Consider the following 15,373-nt stretch of genomic DNA (forward strand, 5'->3'; position numbering starts at 1 on the left):
TCGTTCGGCACTCTGGCAGGGCGGATTCAGAGCGTGATCCCGAGGTCGCAGTCTCTGAGTGTTGAGCGTCCGGCTCACGAGTCCCGTGTCCGTGGTGATGTTTCTAGGTCGGCGAGAACGGGGAGGGAAGCCGTGTCGAGCCGTCGAGGCGTCAGAGATGCTACGCGCTTTCACGGGGAGCTCCGGATGGTCGGATGTGCACGGATGAATACTTGTTCAAAGCAGGATTCAATGCGAGAAAATATAGGGGGTATCGTAGCGAAGACCACCCTGCTGAATGCGCTGACCGCAGCCCAGCCTGCAACGTCCGGGCAGGTCCTTTACGACGCGCGTGACCTCTCCCAGCATCTGGAAAGCCTCCGCGGCAGCATAGGCGTGGTGCCTCAGGATGACGTCGTCCACCACCACCTCACGGCGCGGCAGGCACTCGGGTATGCCGCCGAGCTCCGGTTCGATCCCGAGGTCCCGAGCGCCGACAGGGAACGACGCGTGAGCGAGGTGCTCGAGGAGCTCGGCCTCACCGAGCACCAGCACACCCGTATCAGCTCCCTCTCCGGCGGGCAGCACAAGCGTGTCTCGGTGGCGATCGAACTGCTCACCCGCCCCTCTCTGCTGGTCCTCGACGAACCCACTTCGGGTCTCGACCTTGATCTCGTCGCCGAGGTGATGGAGACCCTCCGCCGACTGGCCGACGACGGACGGACCGTCCTGGTGGTCACCCATTCGCCGGAGGGCTTGGATCTGTGCGACCGCCTGCTCATCCTGGCCCCCGGTGGGAAGGTCTCCTTCTTCGGGGATCCGGACGACGCGCGTCCCCACTTCGGCGCCCAGACCTTCGGTGACGTCGTCGCCGCGACCAAAACCGATCCGGAGGGAACGGTCTCGCGGTTCCGTGCCTCGGCCGGCTATGTGCGCGATGTGCGCACACCGATCGGCCGAATGGCCAGCACACGCACCGAGCTGGGTGAGGATCCCCGCTCGCCGTCGCTGCGGCGGCAGGCCTCCGTGGAGGGGCGACGCCAACTGCGGATCCTCTGGGCCGACCGCGCGCTCGCCGGCTTCGTGGTGGCCATGCCCCTCATCCTCGCGGCTCTCGTGCTGGTGATCCCGGGAGAGCAGGGCCTGGCCCACCCGGACCTGGCGAGCTGCCCTCGGGGCAGCCCAATCAGATCCTGATCGTGCTCACCCTCGGTGCGGTGTTCCTGGGACTCTCCGCGAGCATCCGTGACCTGGTGACCGAGCGCGCGATCTTCGTGCGCGAGCGGGCTATCGGGCTCTCACCGGTCGCCTACGTCCTCGCCAAGCTCAGTGTGCTGGGAATGCTCACCCTCGCCCAGACAGTGATGCTGGTGCCCGTGGTGCTGCTGTTCCGGGACGGGCCCGACAGCGGAATCCTCCTGTGGCCAGCAGGAGAGCTCGTGCTCGCGCTGTGGCTGTGTGCCCTGACCAGCGCAGCGATGGGTCTGCTGGTCTCCTCCCTCGTGGGCTCCGGGGAGCAGACCTTGCCGGTGATGGTGGTGCTGGTGACGATGCAGCTGGTTCTCAGCGGCGGGTTGTTCCCTGTCGCAGATCGAGCCGTGCTCGAACAGCTCGCCTGGCTGTCCCCGTCGCGCTGGGGATTCGCGGCGATGGGAGCGACCTCTGACATCACGGCCATCTCCCTGGTGGGCGAGGATCCGCTGTGGGAGCCCAGCGCGTGGGTCTGGCTGGGTTGCCTGCTGATACTGTGCGTGCTGACCACGGTGTTGAGCGGGGCGGCGATGCGGCGGCTGGCGAGGCGCTACAGGGTGCGCGGGCGCTGACCCGGGGCGACCGGTGCCGGACACGGCCCCGCCGCGCTCAGCCCGCGGCGCCGCCCCCGCCCGGTGCCCGCACCGGGTCCGGCAGGTACACCGTCCCGCCCTGGGCGAGGAACTCCCGGGACTTCGCCGCCATCCCCTCCTGGGCGATGCGCTCCTGCGCGGCGGCGTCGCCGTAGGCGTCGCGGATGTCCTGGGAGATCCGCATCGAGCAGAACTTCGGCCCGCACATCGAGCAGAAGTGCGCGGTCTTCGCCGGCTCGGCGGGCAGGGTCTGGTCGTGGTACTCCTCGGCCAGCTGCGGATCCAGCGAGAGCCCGAACTGGTCCCGCCAGCGGAACTCGAAGCGGGCCTTCGACAGGGCGTCGTCGCGATCGCGCGCGGCGGGGTGCCCCTTGGCCACATCGGCGGCGTGCGCGGCGATCTTGTAGGTGATCACGCCGGTCTTCACGTCGTCGCGGTCCGGCAGCCCCAGGTGCTCCTTCGGGGTGACGTAGCAGAGCATCGCGGTGCCGTGGCGGGCGATCTCGGTGGCGCCGATGGCGGAGGTGATGTGGTCGTAGGCCGGGGCGATGTCCGTGACCAGCGGGCCCAGGGTGTAGAACGGCGCCCCGTCGCACAGCTCCTGCTGGCGCTCCACGTTCTCGTGCACCAGGTGCAGCGGCACGTGCCCGGGCCCCTCGACCATCACCTGCACGTCGTGCTCCCACGCCCGGCGGGTCAGCTCCGCGAGCGTGTCGAGCTCGGCGAACTGCGCGGCGTCGTTCGCATCGGCGAGGCTGCCGGGCCGCAGCCCGTCCCCGAGCGAGAAGGAGACGTCGTAGCGGGCGAAGATCTCGCACAGCTCGTCGAAGTGCTCGTAGAGGAAGTTCTCGCGATGATGGGCGAGGCACCAGCCGGCCAGGATCGAGCCGCCGCGGGAGACGATCCCGGTGACCCGCTCCGCCGTGAGCGGCACGTAGCGCAGCAGCACCCCGGCGTGGACGGTCATGTAGTCCACGCCCTGCTCGCACTGCTCGATCACCGTGTCCCGGAAGATCTCCCAGGTCAGCGCGTTCGCGTCGCCGCCCACCTTCTCGAGCGCCTGGTAGATCGGGACGGTGCCGATGGGCACCGGCGCGTTGCGCAGGATCCACTCGCGGGTGGTGTGGATGTCCTCCCCGGTGGAGAGGTCCATGACGGTGTCCGCACCCCAGCGGGTGGCCCACTCCAGCTTGGAGACCTCCTCCGCGATCGAGGAGGTCACCGCGGAGTTGCCGATGTTGGCGTTGACCTTCACCAGGAAGGCGCGGCCGATGATCATCGGCTCGGCCTCGGGATGGTTCACGTTCGCGGGGATGATGGCGCGGCCGGCGGCGACCTCGCTGCGCACCAGCTCCACGTCGCATCCCTCCCGCAGCGCGACGTAGCGCATCTCCGGGGTGATCTCGCCGCGGCGCGCATAGTGCATCTGGGTGACGCGACGGCCTGGGAGCGCGCGCAGCGGATCCCGTCGGGCGCCCCGCCATTCGGCGCTGGCCTCGCCGCGCCGCACCGCGGAGCGGCCGTCGTCGGCCAGGGTGCGGCCGCGGCCCGGGTAGCGTTCCACGTCCCCGCGGCCCAGCACCCAGTCCTCGCGCACCGGCGCCAGGCCCTCCTCGGGCACGCAGCCCGGACCGGCCGTGCGATACACCTCCAGGGGAGGGTTCGCGGTGCCGTCGGGGGAGGGGTCCTGGGCGATGCGGGTGACGGGCACCCGGATGCCGTGGGCGGGGTCCTCGAGGTGGCCGAGGGAATGGGTGGGGTAGTTCTCAGGGCGTGCGGACACAGGCGTCGCTCTCCTTCTTCCTTCGCCGGCATGACCCGGGCAGGTTCAGTCGGTGCTCGAACCGCGTCAGTTCGATCTCAGCCCGTTGCGACGGGCACCCGAGGGATCGCGGACGACCGTAGCAGAGTTCGCCTCAGTCCCCGAACCGCAGCTCCACGCGACGGTCCGCCGCGAGGGCCGAGGGATCGTCGGCGCCTCCGCTCGCCGCGGGCTGCGTGTCGCCGTGGCCCGTCACCTCGAGGGTGAGGTCCGGGCCCTCAGCCGTTCTCGCCGGCGAGGCGTTCGATGATCTCCCGCATCCGCGCCGCGGCGCGCTCCTCGTCGCCGGCACGGATCGCGGCGGCGACCTCGCGGTGCAGGGACAGGTCGTGACCATCCGGCACCCGGGCGCCGCGCTCCACGAGGGCGCGGTGGCGCAGCCCCTCCTCGATCACCTCGCGCAGACGCTGCAGCATCGCGTTGCCGGAGAGGTCCAGCACGGCGGCATGGAAGGCGCGGTCCGCGGCATGGAAGGCGCCGTGCTCGGGTCCGTCGGCCGCCTCGACCATCGCCGCCGCCGCACGCTCCAGCGCTGCGGTCCCGGCCTGCTCCTCGCGCACGGCGCGGGCGGCGGCCGCCGCGGCGGCGGGCTCGATCGCGTGGCGCAGCGCCCGCAGCTCTGCCAGCTGACGGGCCGGCTGCGGCCCCTCGAGCCGCCAGCGGATCACCCGCGGATCCAGCAGGTCCCACTCGGCCGGAGGGCGGATCCGCAGCCCCACCCGGCGCCCGGCGCTGAGCATCCCCAGCGCGCCGAGCACCCGCGTCACCTCCCGCACCACGCTGCGGGACGCGCCCGTGCGGGCGATGAAGCCGTCCACGGTGTCGGTGTGCCCGGCAGGCAGCTGACCGGCGACGATCGCGGCGCCGAGCTGCTCCAGCGCCCGGTCGAAGGCGCTCGGCGGGGTGGTCGTGCCGGTGCTCATGCCTGGGAGACGGGGGAGAGCGCCAGCTCGTCGATCCGCACGTGGCCGGGGGAGTCCAGCACGAAGCAGACGGTGCGGGCGATGTCCTCGGCGCTCAGCATCCGGGCGCGGGCCTCGGCGTCCGGGACGGAGGGTCGCTGGTCGAGGAAGTCGGTGGCGACGTCTCCGGGGCACAGGTGGCAGGCGCGCACGCCGTGGGCGGCCTCCTGCTGGTTCAGGGTGCGCACCAGCGAGCCGAGCGCCGTCTTGCTCGCCGAGTAGGCCACCCCCGCGCCGGGCTGGAAGGACCAGCCCGCATAGGAGGAGATCACCACCACCTGCCCGTCGCGCTCGCGCAGGCGGGGGAGGGCGGCGTCGATCGCGTTGGCCACGGCGGTGAGGTTGGTGGCGAGGATGGCGTCGAACTGCGCGAGGTCCTGATCGTCCCAGCGACGCTGCGGGGCGTTCAGCCCGGCGGCCAGGACGAGCGCGTCGATCCCGCCGAGCCGCTCCGCGACCTGCGCGGCCGTCTCCCGCACCGCCGCCCGGTCCTGCACGTCCAGCGGGAGGGCCAGGGCCGTGCCGCCCTCCTCGCGGATCTCGGCGGCGAGCTGCTCCAGCGGCGCGGGCCGACGGCCGCTCAGCGCCACGGCCCAGCCCGCACGCGCCGCCTGCAGGGCGGTGGCGCGGCCCATCCCGCTGCCCGCGCCGGTGATCCACACCGTGCGCTGTGTGGTGGTGCTCATCGCGGTCCTCCTCGCGGCGCGGCCCCACGGGCCGGCCAGGGTGTCGGTGACAGGACGTCTGCCCACCAATAGTATGACTATTAGGAACGGTCGGTGTGCGGCACGCCCGCCGCGAGGAGAGGAACGAGCGATGGAACTGGATCTGCGGGACAGGGTGGTCGTGGTGACCGGGGCGGGGCGCGGGATCGGCGCGGTGATCGCGCGGCGCTTCGCCGCCGAGGGTGCGCACGTCGCCGCGCTGGACCTCGCCCACGAGGACGCCGCGACGGCGACCGAGGAGGCGACCGACGGGGCGGGCGGGGCGCCGGATGCCGCCGACGGGACCGCGATCCTGCCGGTGGTGTGCGACGTGACCGACCCCGACTCCGTCGACGCCGCGGTGGCGCAGGTGGTGGCCCGCCACGGCCGGATCGACGTGCTGGTCAACAACGCCGGGATCGTCGCGGACTCCACGGTGCTCGAGACCGACTGGGAGACCTGGCGGCGCTGCCTCGACGTGAACGCCGGCGGCACCTTCCTCATGTGCCGGGCCGCTGCCCCGCACATGCAGGACTCCGGCCGCGGCCGGATCCTCAACGCCGCCTCGTTCGCCGCGATCGTGCCCAGCGTGGGCAGCGCCGCCTACGCCGCCTCGAAGGCCGCGGTGGTGCAGCTCAGCCGGGTGCTCGCCTCCGAGCTGGGCCCCCACGGCATCACCGTGAACTCCTACGCCCCCGGCATGGTGCCCACCGCCATGAACGGATTCGCCGAGATGCCCGCCGCGCAGCAGGACCGCCTGCTGGACACCCTCTCGCTGCGCCGCTGGGAGAGCGCCGACGACGTCGCCGACCTGCTGCTCTTCCTCGCCAGCGACCAGGCCTCCTACATCACCGGCGCCCTGCTGGACGTCTCCGGCGGGAAGTTCGCCACTCAGATCCCGGCGGTGGCGTACGGGCGGTAAGTGCGGATTCCCCGCCCCTCAGGCGCGCTCGCCGAGGCCCACCACGTGCTCGGGCAGGCGCTCGTTGCTGCCGTACATGAAGTGGTTGGCCATGTTCTCGGAGAACCGGCTGGCCTCCGGGGTGCGGCCCACCGCCTCGGCCACCTCGCGGATGTGGATCGGGGCGGCGCCGCAGCACACGCCCAGGTAGTTCACGCCCAGGCCGTACGCCTCCTCGGCGAAGGCCCGGATCTCGTACCGGTTGGTGTACAGCGGGTCCAGGGCGGTGGGGAAGGTGCGCCCGTGCGGGGAGGGCACGGTGGCGGCCACGTCCGAGAGGTTGAAGAACGTGGGCTCCTGCTCGGTGGTGCGGTAGGGGATCGGCAGCGCGCCCACGTGGCAGGAGACCGCCTCGCGGATCTGCCGCAGCCAGGGCAGCATCGTGTCCGGGCCGCGGAAGCAGTTCAGGCCCACCACGTCCGCCCCGCCCTGTTCGAGACGCTGGGCGGTCTGCACGATCCCGGCCCCGTCGGCCATCTCCTGGAACGCCATCGGCGCCAGCGTGAGCACCACCGGCAGCCCGGAGGCCTTCGCGATCTCGAGCGCGGCCAGCGCCTCGCCGGCGTAGTAGAAGGTCTCGCCGATGATCAGATCGGCGCCCTCCTCCACGGCCCAGCCCACCATCTCCTCGAACATGCCGCGCACCTCGGCCTGGCGGGCGGGATCGGCCGGGTCCCAGATGTTGGAGTTGGAGATGTTGCCGGCCATGAGGTTGCCGGGCACGGCGTCGGCGACCTCGCGGGCGATGCCGAGCGCGGCGCGGTTCAGCGGCTCCAGCAGCTCCTCCTTGCCGATCACGCGCATCTTCTCGCGGTGGCCGTTGTAGGTGAACGCCTCGACGATGTCGGAGCCGGCACGCTGGAAGTCCACATGCAGGGTGCGCAGCGCCTCCGGGTGCTCCAGCGCCACCTCGGGGACGAACTCTCCGGCGGTGAGGTAGCCACGGCGCTCGAGCTCGAACAGGAACCCCTCCGCACAGAGGACGGGACCGGCGTCGAGGCGGTCGGTGAGGATGTTCTGGGACATGGTCGTACTCCGTCGTCGATCGGTGCGGGGCGGTTGGGGGCGAGAGTAGCCCGGCGCCGCGGCGCTGTCTCCTGCGTGGCTCCGTGTGAACGCCGGCGACCGGGACGTGCGCAGCGAGGAGACGACTCCGGCGCCCACGACCACCCTCCCGCCCGCGGGCCTGCGACGGGTCCGCGCCCCGCGTAGGGTGGCCCGCAACGCGGCGCCGCGTCCGGTGGCGTCGATCCACGAGGGGGAGCGGAGCAGCGATGGGACGACGACGCCGACGTGGACGCCCGTTCCGGAGCGACCGGGCGTCCCTGTTCCTGGAGACCTTCGATCTGATCGCCGAGGTGGGGGCTGTGCTGGTGCGCCTGCCGCTGATGCTCTTGCGCCTGCTCCTCTGAGCACACTGCGCACGGTGCGGCCTGTGCTCGCGGCGCCCGGAGAGCCGCGTCGGCCCGCGTGCAGGCGGCCCGGTCGCAGGCGCCCCCGCCGCGCAGCGCCCCGCGCCCTCAGCCGCTGCCCTCGGTGAAGCTCGCCGTGGGCAGCCAGTCCGCGCCCAGCAGTGCGGCCACGTCGGTGAGCCCCTCGGTGTCCCCGCCCACGGTGTCGGAGGCGGCGGCGATCCGTTCCACCATCGCGCGCGAGACCTGCTCCTCGACGGTGCCCTCCGCGTAGGCGATGTGCCAGGGGGAGACCTGGTGGTCGCGGTGGGTGCGGCCGGTGACCTGCCGGCCCGCGATGCCGGAGAAGCGCGCCTGGTGGAACAGTCCCATGCGCGGCGCGGTCGAGGCCTGGCGCCCGCCCGGGAGGGTCTCCCCGGCGTGCAGGCTGATCGAGGCGACGGTGGTGAACACGCACACCGGCGCCTGCCCGGTCTGGAAGCGCAGCCTCTCGGCCTCGACGTCGAACCGGTCCCGGCCGTAGATCGTGGCGACCTCGAGCCCGGCGTCCTGCAGCCGCTCGGTGATCGGCTCCGCGGCGGTGCCCACGAACTCCACCGAGCAGGCCACCTGCCGCCCGGCCTCCACCTGCTGGCCGATCCACGCCACGGTGGAGTCCACCCGCAGCAGCCCCGCCTTCTGCCGGAACCGCAGCAGCGCGGCCCGCCCCTTCGCGGTGTTGCGGCCGCGCCGGGCGATGTCCATCTCGCGGCAGAACTCGCCCCACTCCGTCTCGTACGCCTCCCGCTCCGCGGGCGTGAGCGCCACCGGCATCCCGGAGATCGGCACGGCGCCCCAGGGTGCGGCCCGGTGCAGCATCGCCGTCGGCCGCTGGTCCTCGAGCCAGGCGCGCACCCGTGCGAGATCCTCCGCCCGACGGGTCGCGTCGGTGGTCCAGGCGGCGCCGTAGCGGCCGCGCTCCAGCGCGATGCCGTGCCGCTCCAGCGCGGCGGAGAAGTCCACGCCGGGCTGCTTCACGGAGGTCCACTCGCGCATCGGCTCGCCGTGCGCCTGCGCGTAGGCGGGCGCGAGGTAGGGCAGCTCCAGCGGGGTGTGGCCGGGGGTGGCGGTGGTGGCGATGACGAACGGCGCCGCGTCATGGGAGCGGGAGTGCCCGGAGAGCCGTGCCCAGTGCGTCCACCGCTTGGTGGTGGTGCGGCGCAGGGCGTGGGCCTCGTCCGCGATGATCACGTCCCAGTCGTGGCCGAGCACCTTCTCCAGCCGGTCCCAGGTGATCACCACCCACTCCAGGCCGCTGTCGCCCAGCGCCGTGATGGTGCGGCACCAGTGCCCGATCGTGATCGCGGCCGGCCGGTCCGCCACCACCAGCACCCGCTGCGCGCCGCGCAGATCGCCCACCGCGCTCGCCCCCAGCACCGCGGAGATCGTCTTGCCCACGCCGGGCTCGTCGGCCAGCAGGAACTGGCGCCCGCCGGCGGCGGCCCGTGCCGCGATCGCATCGGCCGCCTCGTACTGCAGCTGCCGCGGCTCCAGATCCTCCGCCGGCTCCGGCACCGCGGCGGGCGCGCCGGGATTGTGGAGGTTCTCCAGGAAGCGGCCCAGCGTGTGCGGGCCGGGGGAGTAGGGCGCCAGGTGCGCGGGCAGGCTGCGGCCGACGAACACGTGCATCTTCACGGCCGGATGCCAGCTCGCGCCCTCGACCTGTGTGCCGTAGGGGACGTCGAGGATCCACAGCCGCTCCCCGGGGCCTACGAAGGGCAGCTCCTTCGGGGCCGAGCGGGCGCCGCCGCCCCTCCTGCGCGAGGAGGACCGGCGCCGGCGGGTGCTGGAGCGACGAGTGCTGGCCACCCGCAGACCCTACCGGGGCCCGGGCCTGCGGATCAGATCCTCCCCGGCGACCTCCTGCGCGTGCACCAGGACGAAGCCCTGAGCGGTCTCGGGCACGTACTCGACCACGGCGCCGCTGCGGGCGAGGAGATCCTTCCACCGCTCCAGCACCTCGCGCTCCTCCGGCGTGCCGCAGGGCAGGCCGTCCCGCCGACGGCTCTCCCGCTCCAGCATGCGCACCGGTGCGGGAGGCGGTGAGGAGAGCCAGTCGAAGGATGTGGGAGGAGTCGAGTGCCCTCTCGTGAGCGTTCTCGCAAGCCCCTGACCTGCGGTGACGAGAGTACGGCGGGGGCGGCTCAAAGGGTTGAGCGGCGGGTGAGCGCCGCCACGTGGACTTGACGCCCTCGCTTCAGCACGTGTCAAAGTCGGGTCCGACGAGCGCCGGCGGTCGACGACCGCACGTGGGTCGCCGTCCCCGACACCCGTCTCCCGCATCCTCGATCCAGGAGAAGACGTGTCCCGTCACACCACCCCCCTGAACCCCACCCGCCGCGGCTTCGGCGCCCTCGCGCTGGGTACCCTGGCCGCCGCCGGCACCGCCTCGGCGCTCGGCTCCTCCGCGGCCCAGGCCGCGCCCGCCACCCCGGCCGCCCCCGCGGCCCCGACCGCGGACGGCCCGCAGCCCACCCCGCACACCCAGGCGGCGCACGATCCGATCTCCAGCGACTTCCACGCCCGGTGGACCCGCGCCGACGCCCGCCAGATCATGCGCACCCAGAACGACTCCTCCGTGGCGCGCGGCGAGAACTCCATGCCCGAGTCGATCACCATGCCGGAGATCCCCGCGGACTTCCCGATCATGACCGACGAGGTGTGGGTCTGGGACACCTGGTCGCTGACCGACGAGTACTCCAACCAGATGAGCTACAAGGGTTGGGACGTCATCTTCTCCCTGGTCGCCCCGCGCGACATCCCCTTCGACGAGCGCCACTGGAGCGCTCGCATCGGCTACTTCACCCGCCCCTCCAGCGCCGAGCCCGACGACGCCTGGACCTACGGCGGCTACCTCTTCGAGGACGAGACCTCGCTGTCGAACACCGAGTGGTCCGGCTCCGCCCGCCTGATGCAGGGCAACAAGGTGCGCGTGTTCTACACCGCCACCACCTTCGGCGAGAAGCGGCCCGGCACGGCGGGCAAGCCCGCGGTGCTCGCCACCGTCGAGGGCGCCATCAAGGCCACCCGCGACGGCGTGAGCTTCTCGAAGTTCGGCGAGCACCTCGAGATCGCCGAGCCCGACGGCACGTGGTACCAGACCCAGGAGCAGAACCCGTACTTCTCCTTCCGCGACCCCTTCACCTTCGAGGACCCGGCCACCCCGGGGATCACGTTCATGCTCTTCGAGGGTTGCGGCGCCGGAGTGCCCGGCACCGCCCGGACCGATGCCACCGCTGCGGACCTCGGCTACGTCGACGGAGACCCGTTCGCGGAGACCGTCGACGAGGTCAACTCCCAGGGCGTCCAGTGGCAGCGCGGTAACATCGGCCTGGCCTGGGCCGATTCCAAGGACCTCACCTCCTGGACCATGCTCCCCCCGATCCTCACCGCCTACGCGGTCAACGATCAGACCGAGCGCCCGCAGATGATCATCGAGGACGGGAAGTACTACCTGTTCACCATCTCCCACCAGTTCACCTACGCGGCGGGTCTCCGCGGACCCGACGGCGTCTACGGATTCGTGGGCGACGGCGTGCGCTCCGACTTCCAGCCGCTGAACTCCTCCGGCGTGGTGCTGGGCAGCCCCGTGGACCTCAACCTCCCGGCCGATGCCCCTGAATCGCCCACGGCGGGCCAGAACCCCCGCCAGTTCCAGGCGTACTCGCACTACATCCAGCCCGGCGGGCTGGTGCAGTCGTTCATCGACAACGTGGAGGGCCGTCGCGGCGGAACCCTCTCGCCCACGGTGAAGGTGGACGTCGACGGCGCCACCGCCACCTCCGCGGTGGACTACTCCTTCGGGGACGACGGCCTGGGGCCGTACGCGTACCTCCCGACCAACGAGCGCAAGGGCGGCGTCGGCCACTACAAGTGATCGGCGGCCCCCTCTGAGCATCCGGGCGCGGCGCCCTCCCTCCGGGGAGGGCGCCGCGCCCGGAGCGTGTCACGGCTCAGTGCTCACGCAGCACCAGGCCGGTGACGTGCAGGTCGCCGCCGTCCACGTAGAGCGACGCCCCGGTGTCCCCGGGAAGCAGGTGCACCTGCTGGGAGAGCACCGTGTACCCCTCGTTCACGAACACCTCCACACTCTGGGTGTCCACCAGCACCCGCAGGTGCACGGAGCGGGCGGCGGGGTCGAGAGGCGCCTCCGCCTGCCGGAACTCGCCGAAGGAGAAGCCCTCGAGGTCCGAGGGGCCGCGGTCCACGTAGACCCAGCCGTCGATCACGCCCACGTTCGTGTGCCGGCTCCCGTCGGCCGAGCGCCCCACCGAGAGCCCCACGTTCGTGGCCGCCTCCCAGTGGAGATCGAGCTCGAGCTCATAGGCCCGGGCATCGACGTCCAGGATCGCGGCGGCGCCTCCGCTCGCGCCGTCGAGCGTCACGTCGGGCAGGGACCGCTCGGACCGCGCCGCCGCGGCCAGCGCGGGAACCGGCGTCGAGACCAGCGCGCAGCGACCGTCGGCCTCACGCCGCAGGCGCAGCTCGCGCACCACGGAGAACTGGCCGTTGTACCCGTCGCTCGCATCGGTGGGGACCTCCCGGTTCGCGTACTTCCAGTTGTTCATCCAGCCGATCGCGTAGCGCAGCTGCTCCGGATCCTCGGGGGCCGGCCAGGTCACCGCCGCGTACCAGTCCCAGCCGTGGTCGAGCCACTGCGGGGTGAGCGACTCGGCGAGGAACTGCTCGCCGTCCCAGCGGCCGATCCAGTAGGCGTAGGTCATCGGCAGGCCCGCCCCGTGCGCATCCATGCTCGCGCCGAGCACCCAGTGGGACGTGCCGTCGTCGGCCGTCATCTCGAACAGGTCCGGGCACTCGATCCCGCCCAGATCTGGATCGTCGGGGTGGAGGCGGTAGTCGAAGTTGCGGCGCAGCGTCCAGGTGAGCAGGTCTGTGGAGGTGTAGAAGGCTGCGTAGCGCTGCCGGCCGATCACGCACACCCACTCCTCCCTCGCGGCATCCCAGTGGAGCTTCGGGTCACGGAACCACTCGGCGTTCTCGATCTCCTGCGGCGTCTCCGCCTCCCGCCCGTCCTCGTTGACGATCACCGGCTCCTCGACCGGGGTGAACGTCGCGCCGCCGTCGAGCGAGTAGTACAGGTACTGCTCCTGGTGCCTGCGCACGCCGTCGGTGGGCTGGGTGGCGTAGGCGAGGACCGCGCCGGTGCCGAACCCCGCGGTGCCGTGCTCGTCGAGCACCAGCGATCCCGACCAGACCGGGAAGTCCGGTCGCAGCGGGATCGCCTCGCCGTGGTGCGTGAAGGTGACCAGGTCCGCGGTGCTCGCGCGGTCCCAGCCGCCGTCCCCGGAGTTCTCGGCGGAGTGCAGGTAGTAGAGCTGAGCGATGCCGTCCAGCACCACGGGCCGCTGGGGATCGCAGAGCCAGCCCTGCGGCGGCGTGAGGTGGAAGCGGGCCCTCAGGGAGGCGGGGCCCTCCGCGTGGGAGGGGGTGGAGAGGGGCGGCATCGCGGCTCCTGTGAGGACCAGCGCTCCGCAGCCGGTGGTGCGCAGCAGGTCTCGTCGGGTGGGTCGGATCATCGGGTGTTCTCCATCGTCATCGGTGGGAGCGGTCGGTGTGTGTGTGTGTGTGGCGCGCCGGGCTCGCCGCGCGTGCGCACGGCGGGCGGTGCCCGCGACGGGGCTGGTCGAGACGGGGTGGGGAGACGCTGCGGCTCAGAGCGCAGCGATGGAGGAGCGGGTCACGGCCGGGCAGGCCACACGCAGGGACGCGCCCGGCTCCACCTCCTCCGCGCCGAGCAGTACCCGCACCCCGGCGGCGCCCAGCTCGTAGTGGGGAAGCGCCACGGTGGACAGCGGCGGGCGGAGGTGGCCGGCGATGACCTCCTGGTTGTCGAAGCCGACCACCGCCATGTCCCCGGGAATGCGCAGACCTCGTTCCCGCAGGGCGTCGTACAGCCCCATCGCGACCCGGTCGTTGTGGCAGAAGACGCCGGTCGCGCCGAGTGAGAGCACCTGCTCGGCGATGGCGTACCCGCCCTCCTGCTCCGGGGCCGCCTCGAGCACCAGCGCCTCGTCGACCCCGGCGCCGAGGGCGGCATGCGCCTCGCGGTAGCCCTGCAGTCGCCCCTCCCGCGCCGGGGACGGGGAGGTGGTGTTCACGAACGCGATCCGGCGATGCCCCTGGGACAGCAGGAGCTCCGTCGCGGTGCGGCCGCCGTCCACCTCGTCCGGCACCACGGCGCGGGTGGGGGTGCCGGGGGCGAAGCAGTTGACCAGCACGTGGTCCGTCTCCGCGAGGGCGTCCGGGATCGCCGTCGCGCGGTGGTTCCAGGTGGAGTACAGGATGCCTCGCACCTTGTACTCCAGCATCATCGCCAGCGCATCGCGCTCCGCCGCCTCGTCCCCCTCGGTGTTGGCGACCAGCAGCACGCGGCCGTGCCGCCACGCCTCTTCCTGGGCGCCGCGGATGATCTGCCCGGCGAAGGGGGTGGTCGCGATGGAGTCGGCGACCAGCCCGATGAACGCGCTGGTGCCCTGCACCAGGTTCTTGGCCAGCACGTTGGGGCGGTAGCCGAGCTCCTCCACGGCCTGCTGCACCCGGGCGCGGGCCTCGGCGCCGATGCGCGCCCCCGGTTTGTCGTTGACCACGTGCGAGACCGTGGTCACCGAGACGCCGGCCCGTTCGGCGACCTCGCGCATCGTCACCGTGCGGTCTGCTCGCCCCGTGCTCGTCATCGATGTCATCCCTTGCTCGCTCCGCTCTCGAGACCATAGATCATGGCGCGGTTGAGCACGAGGAACACGAGCAGCAGCGGGGTCACCGTGATGGACACGGCCGCGAAGGTCGCCGTCCAGTCCGTGTTGCCCATCGCCCCGATGTAGTTCTGCAGCCCCAGGGGGATGGTCTTCAGCTCCTCGCTGAGGAGGAAGGTGTTGGCGAAGATGAAGTCGTTCCAGATGAAGATCGCGTTCACCATCACCACGGTCACCACGGTGTTCCATGACATCGGCAGGGTGATCCGGGCGAAGATCCGATAGGGGCCGGCGCCGTCGAGCGTGGCCGCCTCGTAGAGCTCGCGGGGGATGTAGCTGTAGAAGGAGAGGAACAGATACAGGGCCATCGGGAGCGCGAAGCCAGCCAGCGGGATGATCACCGCCGCGCGCGTGTCGAGGATGCCCAGGCGGGAGTAGTCGATGAACAGCGGCACCAGCGCCACCTGGACCGGCACCACGATGCCCAGCAGGAACAGCCCCTTGGCGAGGCCGGAGAAGCGGAAGCCGAGCACGGCGATCGCGTACGCCCCGGCCATCCCGCACACCACCAGCAGCAGGCATGCGCCGCCGGTGATGAGCAGGCTGTTGAGGATGTTGCGCAGGAGGTCCCCCTGCTCGATCGCCCGCACCACGTTGTCGAACGTCAGCTGGGCGGGCAGGGAGAACGGGTTCGCGGAGGCGAAGTCCTGCCGGTCGCGCAGGCTGGTCTGGAGCAGCCAGAGGAAGGGGTAGACCTGCACCACCAGCACGGCGGCGATGAGCACCCGGGAGACGACCGTCGAGATCCGCAGCGGCGAGGGCCGCCGGCGACGAGGGGGCGCGGTGCGGTCCCGTGAGCCGTCGGCGGGCAGGGGAGAGCGGTGCATGGTCGGCTCCTTCGGCGCGTGCTCGGAGGCGATGCTCGCCGGGGCGGCGG

Annotated in this window: 14 protein-coding genes and 1 riboswitch; of the genes, 5 read left to right on the forward strand and 9 right to left on the reverse strand. The window is 72.1% G+C overall.

The window, feature by feature from the left end:
* Positions 1–231 precede the first annotated feature (231 nt).
* Positions 232–1,176, forward strand: coding sequence for an ABC transporter ATP-binding protein (locus DWV08_RS16365; protein WP_162801605.1), 945 nt, complete (start codon positions 232–234; stop codon positions 1,174–1,176).
* A gap of 2 nt (positions 1,177–1,178) precedes the next feature.
* Positions 1,179–1,802 (forward strand): ABC transporter permease, encoded by a 624-nt coding sequence (locus DWV08_RS16370; protein ID WP_162801606.1) that lies wholly within the window; start codon positions 1,179–1,181, stop codon positions 1,800–1,802.
* Between the two features lie 37 nt (positions 1,803–1,839).
* On the opposite strand, the gene thiC is transcribed toward DWV08_RS16370, so the two are convergent.
* From thiC to DWV08_RS16385, 3 genes are all read right to left on the reverse strand, one after another.
* Positions 1,840–3,606, reverse strand: coding sequence for a phosphomethylpyrimidine synthase ThiC (thiC, locus tag DWV08_RS16375; protein WP_115414785.1), 1,767 nt, complete (start codon positions 3,604–3,606; stop codon positions 1,840–1,842).
* A riboswitch (TPP riboswitch) is annotated at positions 3,607–3,716 on the reverse strand.
* Positions 3,717–3,863: 147 nt separating this feature from the next.
* Positions 3,864–4,568 (reverse strand): FadR/GntR family transcriptional regulator, encoded by a 705-nt coding sequence (locus tag DWV08_RS16380; protein ID WP_115414786.1) that lies wholly within the window; start codon positions 4,566–4,568, stop codon positions 3,864–3,866.
* On the reverse strand, positions 4,565–5,293 hold the full coding sequence (locus DWV08_RS16385) for an SDR family oxidoreductase (RefSeq protein WP_115414787.1): 729 nt from the start codon (positions 5,291–5,293) through the stop codon (positions 4,565–4,567). The genes DWV08_RS16380 and DWV08_RS16385 overlap by 4 nt, the downstream gene beginning before the upstream one ends.
* A 130-nt stretch (positions 5,294–5,423) precedes the next feature.
* Here DWV08_RS16385 and DWV08_RS16390 point away from each other — a divergent pair, with 130 nt between their 5' ends.
* Positions 5,424–6,233 (forward strand): SDR family NAD(P)-dependent oxidoreductase, encoded by an 810-nt coding sequence (locus tag DWV08_RS16390; protein WP_115414788.1) that lies wholly within the window; start codon positions 5,424–5,426, stop codon positions 6,231–6,233.
* Between the two features lie 18 nt (positions 6,234–6,251).
* Here DWV08_RS16390 and DWV08_RS16395 read toward each other — a convergent pair whose 3' ends face one another.
* Positions 6,252–7,298, reverse strand: a complete 1,047-nt coding sequence (locus DWV08_RS16395) for a homocysteine S-methyltransferase family protein (RefSeq protein WP_115414789.1) — start codon at positions 7,296–7,298, stop codon at positions 6,252–6,254.
* Positions 7,299–7,546: 248 nt separating this feature from the next.
* Here DWV08_RS16395 and DWV08_RS16860 point away from each other — a divergent pair, with 248 nt between their 5' ends.
* Complete coding sequence (locus DWV08_RS16860) at positions 7,547–7,684, forward strand: hypothetical protein (protein ID WP_162801607.1); 138 nt, start codon at positions 7,547–7,549, stop codon at positions 7,682–7,684.
* 108 nt (positions 7,685–7,792) lie between these two features.
* Here the strand turns inward: DWV08_RS16860 and DWV08_RS16400 are convergent, their stop codons facing one another.
* Positions 7,793–9,532 (reverse strand): DEAD/DEAH box helicase, encoded by a 1,740-nt coding sequence (locus DWV08_RS16400; protein WP_115414790.1) that lies wholly within the window; start codon positions 9,530–9,532, stop codon positions 7,793–7,795.
* Between the two features lie 9 nt (positions 9,533–9,541).
* Positions 9,542–9,745, reverse strand: a complete 204-nt coding sequence (locus tag DWV08_RS16405) for a hypothetical protein (protein ID WP_115414791.1) — start codon at positions 9,743–9,745, stop codon at positions 9,542–9,544.
* 280 nt (positions 9,746–10,025) lie between these two features.
* On the opposite strand from DWV08_RS16405, the gene DWV08_RS16410 reads away from it, so the two are divergent.
* The gene (locus DWV08_RS16410; protein WP_115414792.1) at positions 10,026–11,600 is read left to right on the forward strand and encodes a glycoside hydrolase family 68 protein; all 1,575 of its coding nucleotides are present in this window, start codon (positions 10,026–10,028) and stop codon (positions 11,598–11,600) included.
* Between the two features lie 76 nt (positions 11,601–11,676).
* On the opposite strand, the gene DWV08_RS16415 is transcribed toward DWV08_RS16410, so the two are convergent.
* The 3 genes from DWV08_RS16415 to DWV08_RS16425 all read right to left on the reverse strand — a co-directional run bounded on the left by DWV08_RS16415 (position 11,677) and on the right by DWV08_RS16425 (position 15,323).
* Complete coding sequence (locus DWV08_RS16415; protein WP_115414793.1) at positions 11,677–13,260, reverse strand: glycoside hydrolase family 32 protein; 1,584 nt, start codon at positions 13,258–13,260, stop codon at positions 11,677–11,679.
* A gap of 135 nt (positions 13,261–13,395) precedes the next feature.
* The gene (locus tag DWV08_RS16420) at positions 13,396–14,427 is read right to left on the reverse strand and encodes a LacI family DNA-binding transcriptional regulator (protein ID WP_115414794.1); all 1,032 of its coding nucleotides are present in this window, start codon (positions 14,425–14,427) and stop codon (positions 13,396–13,398) included.
* Positions 14,424–15,323 carry a carbohydrate ABC transporter permease gene (locus DWV08_RS16425; RefSeq protein ID WP_115414795.1) on the reverse strand — a complete coding sequence of 300 codons (900 nt, stop codon included), beginning with the start codon at positions 15,321–15,323 and terminating at the stop codon, positions 14,424–14,426. The genes DWV08_RS16420 and DWV08_RS16425 overlap by 4 nt, the downstream gene beginning before the upstream one ends.
* Positions 15,324–15,373 lie beyond the last annotated feature (50 nt).

Source organism: Brachybacterium saurashtrense, assembly GCF_003355475.1.
Classification (GTDB): Bacteria; Actinomycetota; Actinomycetes; order Actinomycetales; family Dermabacteraceae; genus Brachybacterium; species Brachybacterium saurashtrense.

Coding starts and splice junctions, on each gene's coding strand:
- DWV08_RS16365 (WP_162801605.1), top strand. CDS start 232: ATGCGAGAAAATATAGGGGGTATCGTAGCGAAGACCACCCTGCTGAAT.
- DWV08_RS16380 (WP_115414786.1), bottom strand. CDS start 4,568: ATGAGCACCGGCACGACCACCCCGCCGAGCGCCTTCGACCGGGCGCTG.
- DWV08_RS16385 (WP_115414787.1), bottom strand. CDS start 5,293: ATGAGCACCACCACACAGCGCACGGTGTGGATCACCGGCGCGGGCAGC.
- DWV08_RS16390 (WP_115414788.1), top strand. CDS start 5,424: ATGGAACTGGATCTGCGGGACAGGGTGGTCGTGGTGACCGGGGCGGGG.
- DWV08_RS16395 (WP_115414789.1), bottom strand. CDS start 7,298: ATGTCCCAGAACATCCTCACCGACCGCCTCGACGCCGGTCCCGTCCTC.
- DWV08_RS16860 (WP_162801607.1), top strand. CDS start 7,547: ATGGGACGACGACGCCGACGTGGACGCCCGTTCCGGAGCGACCGGGCG.
- DWV08_RS16405 (WP_115414791.1), bottom strand. CDS start 9,745: ATGCTGGAGCGGGAGAGCCGTCGGCGGGACGGCCTGCCCTGCGGCACG.
- DWV08_RS16415 (WP_115414793.1), bottom strand. CDS start 13,260: ATGATCCGACCCACCCGACGAGACCTGCTGCGCACCACCGGCTGCGGA.
- DWV08_RS16420 (WP_115414794.1), bottom strand. CDS start 14,427: ATGACATCGATGACGAGCACGGGGCGAGCAGACCGCACGGTGACGATG.
- DWV08_RS16425 (WP_115414795.1), bottom strand. CDS start 15,323: ATGCACCGCTCTCCCCTGCCCGCCGACGGCTCACGGGACCGCACCGCG.